Origin of the sequence: Pseudomonas putida (assembly GCF_003228315.1) — a bacterium.
Taxonomy (GTDB): domain Bacteria; phylum Pseudomonadota; class Gammaproteobacteria; order Pseudomonadales; family Pseudomonadaceae; genus Aquipseudomonas; species Aquipseudomonas putida_S.
In genome coordinates, this window is the sequence record NZ_CP029693.1 from 4,932,501 (window position 1) to 4,946,229 (window position 13,729).

At 61.2% G+C, this 13,729-nt stretch carries 5 protein-coding genes and 2 rRNA genes (1 of these 7 running past the window's edge); all 7 read left to right on the forward strand.

The features are described from left to right. Positions 1-2,024, forward strand: a 23S ribosomal RNA gene (locus tag DKY63_RS23065); it begins 868 nt to the left of the window's first position. A gap of 146 nt (positions 2,025-2,170) precedes the next feature. Beyond that, positions 2,171-2,286: ribosomal RNA gene (gene rrf / locus DKY63_RS23070) — 5S ribosomal RNA — on the forward strand. A gap of 154 nt (positions 2,287-2,440) precedes the next feature. Then, complete coding sequence (gene recC / locus DKY63_RS23075; protein ID WP_110966210.1) at positions 2,441-5,893, forward strand: exodeoxyribonuclease V subunit gamma; 3,453 nt, start codon at positions 2,441-2,443, stop codon at positions 5,891-5,893. After that, entirely contained in the window at positions 5,890-9,582 is a 3,693-nt protein-coding gene (gene recB / locus DKY63_RS23080; RefSeq protein WP_110966211.1) for an exodeoxyribonuclease V subunit beta, read from the forward strand. Before recC ends, recB begins: the two co-directional genes overlap by 4 nt. Beyond that, the gene (gene recD, locus DKY63_RS23085) at positions 9,579-11,696 is read left to right on the forward strand and encodes an exodeoxyribonuclease V subunit alpha (RefSeq protein WP_110966212.1); all 2,118 of its coding nucleotides are present in this window, start codon (positions 9,579-9,581) and stop codon (positions 11,694-11,696) included. Before recB ends, recD begins: the two co-directional genes overlap by 4 nt. A gap of 190 nt (positions 11,697-11,886) precedes the next feature. Beyond that, complete coding sequence (locus tag DKY63_RS23090; protein ID WP_110966213.1) at positions 11,887-12,465, forward strand: YfiR family protein; 579 nt, start codon at positions 11,887-11,889, stop codon at positions 12,463-12,465. Next, a complete protein-coding gene (locus DKY63_RS23095) occupies positions 12,462-13,718 on the forward strand; it encodes a diguanylate cyclase domain-containing protein (RefSeq protein WP_110966214.1) in 1,257 nt (418 codons plus the stop codon). Before DKY63_RS23090 ends, DKY63_RS23095 begins: the two co-directional genes overlap by 4 nt. The last annotated feature ends 11 nt before the right edge of the window (positions 13,719-13,729 follow it).

Here is a 13,729-nt window from a genome sequence, read left to right on the forward strand (position 1 = left end):
GGGGGTCATCCCGACTTACCAAACCGATGCAAACTCCGAATACCTACAAGTGCCGAGCATGGGAGACACACGGCGGGTGCTAACGTCCGTCGTGAAAAGGGAAACAACCCAGACCGTCAGCTAAGGTCCCAAAGTTATGGTTAAGTGGGAAACGATGTGGGAAGGCTTAGACAGCTAGGAGGTTGGCTTAGAAGCAGCCACCCTTTAAAGAAAGCGTAATAGCTCACTAGTCGAGTCGGCCTGCGCGGAAGATGTAACGGGGCTCAAACCATACACCGAAGCTACGGGTATCACTTAGGTGATGCGGTAGAGGAGCGTTCTGTAAGCCTGTGAAGGTGAGTTGAGAAGCTTGCTGGAGGTATCAGAAGTGCGAATGCTGACATGAGTAACGACAATGGGTGTGAAAAACACCCACGCCGAAAGACCAAGGTTTCCTGCGCAACGTTAATCGACGCAGGGTTAGTCGGTCCCTAAGGCGAGGCTGAAAAGCGTAGTCGATGGAAAACAGGTTAATATTCCTGTACTTCTGGTTATTGCGATGGAGGGACGGAGAAGGCTAGGCCAGCTTGGCGTTGGTTGTCCAAGTTTAAGGTGGTAGGCTGGAATCTTAGGTAAATCCGGGATTCTAAGGCCGAGAGCTGATGACGAGTTACCCTTTGGGTGACGAAGTGGTTGATGCCATGCTTCCAAGAAAAGCTTCTAAGCTTCAGATAACCAGGAACCGTACCCCAAACCGACACAGGTGGTTGGGTAGAGAATACCAAGGCGCTTGAGAGAACTCGGGTGAAGGAACTAGGCAAAATGGCACCGTAACTTCGGGAGAAGGTGCGCCGGTGAGGGTGAAGCACTTGCTGCGTAAGCCCACGCCGGTCGAAGATACCAGGCCGCTGCGACTGTTTATTAAAAACACAGCACTCTGCAAACACGAAAGTGGACGTATAGGGTGTGACGCCTGCCCGGTGCCGGAAGGTTAATTGATGGGGTTAGCTAACGCGAAGCTCTTGATCGAAGCCCCGGTAAACGGCGGCCGTAACTATAACGGTCCTAAGGTAGCGAAATTCCTTGTCGGGTAAGTTCCGACCTGCACGAATGGCGTAACGATGGCGGCGCTGTCTCCACCCGAGACTCAGTGAAATTGAAATCGCTGTGAAGATGCAGTGTATCCGCGGCTAGACGGAAAGACCCCGTGAACCTTTACTATAGCTTTGCACTGGACTTTGAATTTGCTTGTGTAGGATAGGTGGGAGGCTTTGAAGCGTGGACGCCAGTTCGCGTGGAGCCATCCTTGAAATACCACCCTGGCAACTTTGAGGTTCTAACTCAGGTCCGTTATCCGGATCGAGGACAGTGTATGGTGGGTAGTTTGACTGGGGCGGTCTCCTCCTAAAGAGTAACGGAGGAGTACGAAGGTGCGCTCAGACCGGTCGGAAATCGGTCGTAGAGTATAAAGGCAAAAGCGCGCTTGACTGCGAGACAGACACGTCGAGCAGGTACGAAAGTAGGTCTTAGTGATCCGGTGGTTCTGTATGGAAGGGCCATCGCTCAACGGATAAAAGGTACTCCGGGGATAACAGGCTGATACCGCCCAAGAGTTCATATCGACGGCGGTGTTTGGCACCTCGATGTCGGCTCATCACATCCTGGGGCTGAAGCCGGTCCCAAGGGTATGGCTGTTCGCCATTTAAAGTGGTACGCGAGCTGGGTTTAGAACGTCGTGAGACAGTTCGGTCCCTATCTGCCGTGGACGTTTGAGATTTGAGAGGGGCTGCTCCTAGTACGAGAGGACCGGAGTGGACGAACCTCTGGTGTTCCGGTTGTCACGCCAGTGGCATTGCCGGGTAGCTATGTTCGGAAAAGATAACCGCTGAAAGCATCTAAGCGGGAAACTTGCCTCAAGATGAGATCTCACTGGAACCTTGAGTTCCCTGAAGGGCCGTCGAAGACTACGACGTTGATAGGTTGGGTGTGTAAGCGCTGTGAGGCGTTGAGCTAACCAATACTAATTGCCCGTGAGGCTTGACCATATAACACCCAAGCAATTTGCGTCGAAAGGCCAGATTGCGGTGTGTGAAGACGCAATGAACCGAAAGTTCGCGCAACTCGCAAACACCGAAAGCTGTCACATACCCGATTCGCTGGAACGTTGAAAGACGCGTCAGCTCAAGAATTTCTTGACGACCATAGAGCATTGGAACCACCTGATCCCATCCCGAACTCAGAAGTGAAACGATGCATCGCCGATGGTAGTGTGGGGTTTCCCCATGTGAGAGTAGGTCATCGTCAAGATTAAATTCCGAAACCCCAATTGCGAAAGCAGTTGGGGTTTTGTTTTTGCGCACGGAAAAGTTCACATCGCAACACCTGATAGCTCCCCGCTGCCACAGTCTCCCGACAATGCTAAGGTTCCGCCCTGGTATTTGTATTTTCCAAGGAAGCTTATATGCCGGACGCACCGTCCCTCAGTGCTGGTTTTATGGTGGTTCACGGTAACCGCCTGGACGAATTGCGCAGTCTGGTGGTGAGCTGGATGCGCCGCTACCCGCTGGCTCCCCTGGAAAATGAGATTGCCCTGGTGCAGAGCAACGGCATTGCGCAGTGGCTGAAACTGGCGCTGGCCGAAGATGCTGAAAACGATGACATGGGCGGCTGCGGAATCGCCGCCGCCATCGACGTGCAACTGCCAGGCAGTTTCATGTGGCAGCTCTATCGCATGGTCTTGGGTCGTGACGAAATCCCCGCCAAATCCTTGCTCGATAAAGCCCCGCTGACCTGGCGCCTGATGCGCCTGCTACCGCAGCTGATCAATCAACCGCACTTCGAACCCCTGCAACGCTTTCTGACCAACGACACCGATTTGCGCAAGCGCTATCAGTTGGCTGAGCGCCTGGCCGACCTGTTCGACCAATATCAGGTGTACCGCGCGGACTGGCTCGAAGACTGGGCGCAAGGCCGGCATCAACTGCGCAACGGCAGAGGTGAAGCCAAGCCCCTTCCTCCCGCCAACTGCTGGCAAGCGGAACTATGGCGTGCGCTGTTGCTGGATGTCGGCGAAGAGGGCATGGCGCAGAGCCGTGCCGGTGTCCATCAGCGCTTCATCGAGCGCATCAACAATCTCGACACAGCTCCCCAAGGCCTGCCTTCCCGAGTGATCGTTTTCGGGATTTCCTCGCTGCCTGCCCAGGCCCTGGAAGCGTTGGCCGGGTTGGCTCGATTCAGTCAGGTGCTGCTGTGCGTACACAACCCGTGCCGCCATCACTGGGCGGACATCGTCGCCGACAAAGACCTCCTGCGACATCAATACAAACGCCAGGCCCGCAAGAGCGGCATGCCGGTTGTGCTCGACCCGCAAACCCTGCACCAGCACGCCCATCCGCTGCTGGCCGCCTGGGGCAAACAGGGGCGTGACTACATCAATCTGCTCGACAGCTACGACGATCCGAACAGCTATCGCTCAGCCTTCCGCGACGGTCGTATCGATCTGTTCAGCGACAGCCAGCCATCGAACATGCTCAATCAGCTGCAGGACGACATCCTTGAATTACGTCCCCTCAACGAAACGCGCGAACGCTGGCCCGCCATCGAGACAAAGCAGGATCAATCGATCCGTTTTCACATCGCCCACAGCGCCCAGCGTGAAGTAGAGATCCTCCACGATCAGTTGCTCGCGCGCTTCAGTGCTGACCCCGATTTGCGCCCCCGGGACGTAATCGTCATGGTCCCGGACATCGACAGTTATGCACCGCACATTCGCGCCGTGTTCGGCCAACTCGATCGTCACGACCCACGCTTCATCCCCTTCACCATGGCCGACCAGGGCCAGCGCGGACGCGACCCACTGCTGATTGCCGTCGAACACCTGCTCAAACTGCCTGATAGTCGATTCCCCGTCAGCGAGATTCTCGATCTGCTCGACGTGCCAGCCTTGCGCGCCCGCTTCGGTGTCGAAGAACGCGACCTGCCGACCTTGCATAGCTGGATCGAGGGCGCCGGCATTCGCTGGGGCATGAATGCCGAGCAACGTGCAGGGCTCGGCTTACCCGAAGCCCTGGAGCAGAACAGTTGGTGTTTCGGCCTGCGCCGCATGCTGCTTGGTTACGCCGTCGGCAGTGCAAACACGTATGGCGGCATCGAGCCCTACGATGAAATTGGCGGGTTGGATGCCGCACTCATCGGCCCGTTGGTTTCGCTACTGGACGCCCTGGAAATCGCCCACCGCGAACTCACGCAACCGGCATCGCCCGCTCAGTGGAGCCTGCGCATGCAGGCATTGACCTCGCTGTTCTTCCAGGCCACCAACGAACATGACGACTTCCTGCTCACGCAGCTTGAGGAACTAAGGGAAGCCTGGCTGGAAAACTGCGAGTCGGTCGGCCTGCAGGATGAATTGCCGCTGACCGTCGTCCGTGAAGCCTGGCTGGCCGGTCTGGATCAAGGGCGCCTGTCCCAGCGTTTCCTCGCCGGCGCCGTGAACTTCTGCACCTTGATGCCGATGCGGGCGATCCCTTTCAAACTGGTGTGCCTGCTGGGCATGAATGACGGTGACTACCCCCGCGCACAACCGCCGCTGGACTTCGACCTCATGGGCAGCGACTACCGCCCCGGCGATCGTTCGCGACGCGAAGATGACCGCTACCTGTTGCTCGAAGCACTGCTATCGGCACGTGACCAGCTCTATATCAGCTGGGTCGGCCGCAGCATTCGCGATAACAGCGAGCGCCCCGCCTCGGTACTGATCGGCCAACTGCGTGACCATCTGGCCAGCGGTTGGCAATCGAGCGACCCAGCGCAAGATGTGCTCGAAGCCCTGACGCAGGAACACCCCCTGCAACCCTTCAGCGCCCGCTACTTCCATGAAGGCGATGACCTGTTCAGCTACGCCAGCGAGTGGCAGGCGCTTCATCAGTCGCCACACCAGACAGCGCAAAACCAAATCCTCGAGCCCCACGTGCAGGAAGAGCCCTTGAGCATCGGCCAGCTCCAGGACTTCCTGCGCAACCCGGTGCGGCATTTCTTCAGTCAAAGGCTGAAGGTGTTCTTCGAGGCCGCCGAAGTGCCACTGGCCGACGAGGAACCCTTCGTTCTCGACGCGCTGCAGCGCTACAGCCTCAGCGACAACTTGCTCAAAGCTGCACTGACCGAGACGGACAACCCCGAACAGGCACTGCAAGCGCAGGCACGACGCCTGCAAAACAGTGGACTGCTGCCCATGGCCGGGTTTGGCGAAAGCCTTCAGCGAGAACTGATCGAGCCACTGCCCGACCTGCTGCAGCGTTACCAACAACTGCTGGCCCTGTGGCCAACACCACTGACCAGTACGCTGCCAGTAAGTCTGGAACTGCATGAATTGTGCGTTGAAGGCTGGCTCGGTGGCCTGCATCAACGCGCCGATGGTGGATTGTTGTCCGTCACCACGATCCCCAACAGCATCGGCTCCATCAAGTCGCGCAAATGGCATCGGCTGACGCGGCCATGGGTCGACCATCTGATCGCCTGCGCCAGTGGCCTCGACTTGACCACTGCCCTGGTGGCCAGCGATGACAGCCTGATGATTGCACCCATGGACGTGGAACCGGCCCGCAAGATCCTCGGCGATCTGTTGCTCGCCTGGCAATCCGGCATGCGCCAGCCGCTGCCCATCGCTGTCAAGACCGCCTTCGCCTGGCTGGGCCAGACCGATCCGGTCAAAGCCGAGGCAGCTGCGCGCAAGGCCTATGAAGGCGATGGCTTGACCACCGATGGTGAGCGCCGCGAAAGCGTGGCACTCGCTCGGCAATTTGCCGATTACGATGCGCTGGTCGCCGACGAGACCTTCGTCGATTGGTGTGACGCACTGTACCGACCGTTACTCGAAGCCCCCTGGCGTTCGATGTCCAGCGAGGAGGCACGCCCATGACCACCAAGACTCCCCTGGCCCTGGCATTCCCGCTGCGCGGCAGCCAATTGATCGAAGCCAGTGCCGGCACCGGCAAGACCTTCACCATTTCCGCCCTGTACCTGCGACTTGTGCTCGGTCATGGCGATGAAATCAACGGTTTTGGTCGCGAACTGCTGCCACCGCAAATCCTTGTCGTGACCTTTACCGACGCCGCCACCAAGGAACTGCGTGAGCGTATTCGTACCCGTCTGGCCGAAGCCGCGCGTTTTTTCCGCGAAGAAACCCCGGCACCCGACAGCCTGATTGCCGAACTGCGCGAAGCTTATTTGCCCGAGCAATGGGCCGGTTGCGCCAACCGCCTGGACATCGCCGCGCAGTGGATGGATGAAGCCGCGGTGTCGACGATCCACAGTTGGTGTCAGCGCATGTTGCGCGAGCACGCCTTCGACAGTGGCAGCCTGTTTACCCAGACCCTGGAAACCGATCACAGCGATTTGCTCGGCGAAGTCCTGCGCGACTACTGGCGACTGTTTTGCTACCCGATGCAAGGCGATGCACTGAACTGGGTACGCAACAATTGGGGTGGGCCGGCAGCGTTGTTGCCACGGATTCGCGGACTGTTTGCCAGCGAGCGGGACAGGGTCGAAACCCGCGAACCTGCCGAGCTGATCATGGAATGCCTGCAGGAACGACGAGCCGCGCTGTTGGAGCTCAAGACACCGTGGCTTCAGTGGGCTGACGAGTTGCTCGCCCTTTGCCACGAAGGCGTCGCCAGCAAGAGCGTCGACGGACGCAAGATGCAGGCGCGTTACTTCGAGCCCTGGTTCGAGAAAATCAAGGCCTGGGCGCAAGACGAAACCCTCGAGCAACTGGACATCGGCACCGGCTTCACTCGCCTGACGCCCGAGGGCATGGCTGAAGCCTGGAAGAAGGGCCCGGTTCCCGATCACCCCGGCCTTGATGCCATGCACGCCTTGAAAGCCACCCTTGATGGCCTGCCGACGCCCGATGCAGCGGTGTTGCAGCACGCGGCCCATTGGGTCGGTGCGCGCTTCGAGGAAGAAAAACGTCGCCGCGCGGAAATGGGTTTCGACGACATGCTGCTGCGCCTGGACGCCGCCTTGCAGGCCGACGGTGGCGAGCGCCTGGCCACCTTGATCCGCGAACAGTTCCCGGTGGCGCTCATCGACGAATTCCAGGACACCGACCCGGTGCAGTACCGCATCTTCGAGAGCATCTACCGCATCGAAGACAACAACCCCGAGAGCGGCCTGTTCCTGATCGGCGACCCGAAACAGGCGATCTACGCTTTCCGCGGCGCCGACATCTACACCTATCTGCGCGCCCGCCAAGCCACCACCGGCCGCCTGCACACCCTGGGCACCAACTTTCGCTCCAGCCACGGCATGGTCAGTGCGGTGAACCATGTCTTCGAACGTGCCGAGAAGCGCGAAACCGGACGGGGTGCATTCCTGTTCCGTGACAGCAACGGCGACAATCCTGTGCCGTTTTTGCCGGTCAATTCTCAGGGGCGCAAGGAGGTCCTGCGGATCGAAGGCCTGGCCGTGCCTGCACTGAACATCTGGCACTTGCCGGCGGAGCAACCGTTGTCCGGTGCGGTGTACCGGCAACAACTGGCGGCCGCCTGTGCCAGCGAAATCACCGCTTTGCTCAACGGTGGCCAGCAAGGCCGCGCGGTGTTCATCCAGGACGGCAAGGAGCCCAGAGGCCTGCTGCCGGCGGACATCGCCATCCTGGTTCGCGATGGCAAGGAGGCGCAGGCCGTGCGTGCCGAACTCAATGCACGTGGCGTGCGCAGCGTCTATCTGTCGGACAAGGACTCGGTGTTCGCCGCCCAGGAAGCGCACGACCTGCTGACCTGGCTCAAGGCCTGCGCCGAACCCGATGTCGAGCGACCGTTGCGAGCGGCCCTGGCCTGCATCACCCTCAATCTGTCGCTGGCGGAATTGGAGCAACTCAATCAGGACGAGATGGCCTGGGAAGCACGGGTCATGCAGTTCCGTCGTTATCGCGAGATCTGGCGCAAGCAGGGCGTGTTGCCGATGCTGCGTTGCCTGTTGCATGACTTCCAACTGCCCCAGGCCCTGATTGCCCGCAGCGATGGCGAGCGGGTGCTGACCAACCTCTTGCACCTGTGCGAATTGCTGCAACAGGCCGCCGCCGAACTGGATGGCGAACAGGCACTGATCCGGCACTTGTCCGAGCATCTGGCGCTCTCCGGTCAAGCGGGCGAGGAGCAGATCCTGCGCCTGGAAAGTGACGAGCAACTGGTCAAGGTGGTGACCATCCACAAGTCCAAGGGTCTTGAATATCCATTGGTGTTCCTGCCGTTCATTTGCTCGGCGAAACCGGTGGACGGCAGCCGCCTGCCGTTGCACTACCACGACGCCAGCGGCAAGGCACAGGTGACGTTGAACCCGACCGCCGAGTTGATTGCCCTGGCCGACGACGAACGACTGGCGGAAGATCTGCGCCTGCTTTACGTGGCCCTGACCCGGGCCCGGCATGCCTGCTGGCTCGGGGTGACGGACCTCAAGCGCGGCAGCAACAACAGTTCGGTGTTGCACTTGTCGGCGCTCGGTTACCTGCTGGGCGGTGGCGCCGCGCTGACCGAGTCTCAACAGCTCAATGGCTGGCTCCGGGACTTGCAGCAGGATTGCCCCGCACTGGCCTACGGCGAAATGCCCGAAGCCACGGCCGAGCACTATCACCCGCCACAAAACACAGCGGCATTGCGTGCCCCGCTGATGCCCAAGCGCAAGGCCAGCGAAAACTGGTGGATCGCCTCGTACAGCGCATTGCGCCTGAGCGACGTGCTGAGCGACGGCAACGACCAATCGCCGGAAAGCCCACAGGCCCAAAAACTCTTTGACGACGAACGCCTCGATCCGCAAGCGCCCCGGGAGATGCTCGCCGGCGGCGCGGATATCCATCGATTCCCCCGTGGTCCGAACCCGGGCACCTTTCTGCATGGCCTGCTCGAGTGGGCGGGCGACGAAGGTTTTGCCGTCACGCCGCAAGCCGTGGAGGACGCCATCGCCCGCCGCTGCAATCGCCGTGGCTGGAAAGGCTGGATCACCACGCTGAGCGAGTGGTTGCAGCACCTGCTCAAGTCACCCTTGCCGGTGGGCGCGGGCGAGCAGCCGGTGGTGCTGGAGCACCTGAGACAGTACCAGGTCGAAATGGAATTCTGGTTCGCCAGCCACAAGGTCGATGTGCTCAAGCTCGATGCGCTGGTGCGCCAATACACCCACAACGGCATGCCTCGCCTGAGCGCCGAGCCGGTGTTGCTCAACGGCATGTTCAAGGGCTTTGTCGACCTGACCTTCGAGCACGACGGTCGCTATTACGTCGCCGACTACAAGTCCAACTGGCTGGGCGCGGATGACTCGGCATACACCGAACAGGCCATGGAACAGTCGATTCTCGATAACCGCTACGACCTGCAATACGTGCTCTACCTGCTGGCCCTGCATCGCCAGCTCAAGACCCGATTGGCCGATTACGACTACGACCGGCATGTGGGGGGGGCGCTGTATCTGTTCCTGCGCGGTACCCGCTCGCCCACTCAGGGAGCGTATTTTGCCCGCCCGGCCAGAGAACTGATCGAGCGCCTGGACCGCATGTTCCAGGGCAAAGCCGAACCGAAAGCCGAACCGGCGTGGGAACAGGGAGTCTTGCTATGAGCCGTACCTTCGCCGATGTGCTGCCGACGCCGTTGGCAGACGACAGCCTGGCGGATCTCGCGCCCCTGAGCCGTGCCGACGACTTGCTGCTGTTGCTCACGCGCTGGGTCGAACGCGGCTGGCTGCGGGCGCTGGACAAAGCCTTCGTGGCCTTCCTGCATGAGCTGGCCCCGGATGATGATCCGCTGGTGTTGCTGGCTGCCGCGTTGACCAGCCATCAACTGGGCCATGGGCACGTCTGCCTGGACCTGTTCGAAACCCTGAAAGAGCCGGACTTCGCCCTGTCGCTGCCGCCGGAGGGCGATGTGCAGGGTGGCGCGATGTTGCTGCCGTCACAGTTGCTGGCAGCGCTGGATGGTGCCCATTGGTGCAAGGTGCTGGCAGCCGGAAGTCTGGTCGCTCTGGCGGTTGATACCAGCGAAGCCGCGCAGCATCGGCCGCTGGTGTTGTGCGGCAAGCGCCTCTACCTGCGTCGCTACTGGGCCTACGAGCGGCGGATCGATCATTCGCTGCGTCAGCGCCTGGCGGTGCACGAAGCCGCACCGAATGACTTGCCACAGCGCCTGACCGGCCTGTTTGGCCCGGCCCGACCCGGCGAGGTGATCGACTGGCAGAAGCTCGCCTGTGCCCTGGCCACTCGCAGGGCCTTCAGCATCGTCACCGGTGGTCCGGGCACCGGCAAGACCACCACGGTGGTGCGCCTGCTGGCGTTGCTCCAGGCCCCGGCGGTCGAGGCCGGCCAGCCATTGCGCATTCGTCTGGCGGCACCCACCGGCAAGGCGGCCGCGCGGTTGACCGAATCCATCAGCCAGCAGGTGCGTACGCTCAAGGTCAGCGACGACATTCGCAACAAGATCCCGTCCGACGTCACCACCGTCCACCGCTTGCTCGGCAGCCGCCCGGGCACCCGGCATTTCCGCCACCATGCCGGCAATCGCCTGCCGCTGGATGTGCTGGTGGTGGACGAAGCCTCGATGATTGACCTGGAAATGATGGCCAACCTGCTGGATGCGTTGCCGCCCCATGCGCGTCTGGTGCTGCTGGGCGACAAGGACCAGTTGGCCTCGGTGGAGGCCGGCGCGGTGCTGGGCGATTTGTGTCGCGATGCCGAGGCGGGGTGGTACAGCCCGCAGACGCGTCAGTGGCTGGAGTCGGTCAGCGGCGAAAACCTGCAAGCCGGCGGGTTGCAGGAAGACACCCAGGGCGCCCATCCTCTGGCACAGCAGGTGGTGATGTTGCGCCATTCGCGACGTTTCGGCGAAGGCAGCGGCATCGGCCAGTTGGCCCGTTGGGTCAACCAGCAGCAGCCCGAGGAAGCGCGCAAGTTGCTGGTGGCGCGCAGTCACGGCGACGTGTTCAGCGTATCCCTCAAGCATGAACAGGACCGTGCGCTGGAGCGCTTGTTGCTCGAAGGTCATGGCGAAGGACCGCAGGGTTATCGGCATTACCTGAGCCTGTTGCGCAACCAGCGGCCGGCAGCGGATACCGCCCTCGATGATGGGCGCTGGATGGAGTGGGCGCGCGAGGTTCTGCAAGCGTTCGATGCCTTCCAGTTGTTGTGCGCGGTGCGCAAGGGGCCATGGGGCGTGGAAGGGCTCAATCAGCGGGTCACCGAGGCGTTGCTCAAGGCCCGGCTGATCGAAAGCGACCAGCAGTGGTATGAAGGGCGCCCCGTTCTGATGACACGCAACGACTACGGCCTGGGTTTGATGAACGGCGATATCGGCATCGCGCTCAAACTCCCCGAGCGCGATGGCCCTGAAGCCGGCAAGCAGGTGCTGCGCGTGGCGTTCCCGCGCAATGACGGGCAGGGCGGGGTGCGTTTTGTCCTGCCAAGCCGCCTCAACGATGTCGAGACGGTGTTCGCCATGACCGTGCACAAATCCCAGGGCTCGGAGTTTGCCCATACCGCACTGATCCTGCCGGATGCCCTGAACCCGGTGCTCACCAAGGAACTGATCTACACCGGAATCACTCGGGCCAAGGACTGGTTCACCCTGATCGAACCCCGTGGCGGCGTCTTCGAAGAGGCCGTGAAGCGCAAGGTCAAGCGCTTGAGCGGGCTGATGCTGGAACTCAAGGACGGCATCGATACCCCCCTCACTGAAAACTGAAACTGTAGGAGCGAGCCTGCTCGCGATGGACTCAAGAACACCGCGTGCATCCAGCAAGCACACGTAATCGTTCACGACCATCGCGAGCCTGCTCGCTCCTACAGTCGCGCCCTACACCCGGTTTCGCCGGCGTACCATCGCTATGCTATCGTTGCGGCATCATTTGCTTACGATTGAAGAGAATTTCCGCATGAAGGTGGCTGTCAGGACGACAGAGCGTGTCATGGGCTACACGCAAGCACTGCTCGCCGGCCTCCTGTGTTTGCTGTCGAGCATTGCCTGCGCGCAGCCGCAAACCACAACCGCAAGCCTGGCCGAGCAACGCGCCCGGGCGGTCACCGAAGTGGTCCTGGGAATTCTCAGCTACGCCCGCTGGCCGGTTGAGCCTGCACAACTTCGACTGTGCGTGGTCGGCCCTACCGAATACACCGACGACTTGCTCAAAGGCACGACCCAGGCGACGGGCCGGCCCGTGACCGTGCAACGCCTGCTGGCCGACAACCCGGCCATCGTCGATGAATGCGATGCGGCCTACATCGGCAAGTTGACCGGCGAAGAACGCAGCCGACTGTTCGCTGCACTGACCGGCCGCCCGGTGTTGAGCATCAGCGAAAGCGACGATCAATGCACTGTCGGCAGCCTTTTCTGTTTGCGGGTCAGCGATGAGCAGGTGTCATTCGAAGTCAATCTCGACTCCGTCGCCCGCAGCGGTGTGCGCATCCATCCGAGCGTGCTGCAACTGTCCCGTCGCAAGTCGGCGGCAACATGAGTGTGCTCAAACCGGGTAATCGCCCGACCTTGCGTTCGGTCATCGGTCGCGGTCATTTGACCGTGGCGCTGATGGCTGTGGCCATGGCCAGTGTGTCGCTGACCCTGCTGGGCATTCTGGCCTTGCGGGTGTATGCCGATCACAACCTGCACCTGATTGCCCGTTCGATCAACTACACCGTGGAAGCGGCCGTGGTGTTCAACGACAAGGCCGCCGCCTCCGAAGCGCTGGCGCTGATCGCCTCCACCGAAGAAGTCGCCGATGCCCAGGTCCTGAACGCCAAAGGGCAGGTGCTGGCGCGCTGGCAGCGACCGGAAACCGGGTTGTGGACCCGACTCGAAATGCAAATGGCCAAGGCCTTTCTGGAAAAACCCATCAGCATGCCGATCCTCCATCAGGACCGTGAGGTCGGCAGTATTCGCCTGACCGGGCACGGTGGCAGCCTGATGCGCTTCTTGCTCAGTGGTCTGGTGGGGATCGTGCTGTGCACGGCGATCAGTGCCTGGGTGGCGCTGTACCTGGCGCGCCGACAACTGCGCGGCATCATCGGCCCCCTGCGCAGCCTGGCCGCGGTGGCTCACGCCGCCCGCAGCGAGCGGGCCTTCGAGCGGCGCGTGCCGCCGGCGACCATCGCCGAACTGGATAATCTGGGCAACGACTTCAACGCCTTGCTCGACGAACTCGAGTCCTGGCAGACCCACCTGCAAAGCGAGAACGAAACCCTCGCCCACCAGGCCAGCCATGACAGCCTCACGGGGTTGCCGAACCGGGCGTTCTTCGAAGGCCGCCTGATGCGTGCACTGCGCAACGCCAACAAGCTCAACGAGCGGGTGGCCGTGCTGTTCCTCGACAGCGACCGGTTCAAGGACATCAACGACAGCTTCGGCCATGCGGCCGGTGACGCCGTGTTGATGGCGGTGGCGAGCCGGGTCAAGGCGCAACTGCGTGAAGAGGATCTGGTCGCCCGTTTGGGCGGCGATGAATTTGCCGTACTGCTGACACCGCTGCACAAGACCGAAGACGCCGAGCGCATCGCCGACAAGATCATCGCCAGCATGGAAGCGCCCATCGAGATCCCGGGCACCCATGAGGTGCTGACCTCTCTGAGCATTGGCATCGCCGTATACCCCGATCACGGCGCCACGCCAAGCACACTGCTCGATGCCGCCGATGGCGCCATGTACCAAGCCAAGCGCTTCACCCGAGGCGCGCAACACACGGCAGGGTCGGAGCACCCTGTCGCCGACGTTTAATCAAGGAGCGA

What these genes read in the sequence shown, in the direction of transcription:
- recC (WP_110966210.1), top strand. Translation starts at nt 2,441, where the DNA reads ATGCCGGACGCACCGTCCCTCAGTGCTGGTTTTATGGTGGTTCACGGT.
- recB (WP_110966211.1), top strand. Translation starts at nt 5,890, where the DNA reads ATGACCACCAAGACTCCCCTGGCCCTGGCATTCCCGCTGCGCGGCAGC.
- recD (WP_110966212.1), top strand. Translation starts at nt 9,579, where the DNA reads ATGAGCCGTACCTTCGCCGATGTGCTGCCGACGCCGTTGGCAGACGAC.
- DKY63_RS23090 (WP_110966213.1), top strand. Translation starts at nt 11,887, where the DNA reads ATGAAGGTGGCTGTCAGGACGACAGAGCGTGTCATGGGCTACACGCAA.
- DKY63_RS23095 (WP_110966214.1), top strand. Translation starts at nt 12,462, where the DNA reads ATGAGTGTGCTCAAACCGGGTAATCGCCCGACCTTGCGTTCGGTCATC.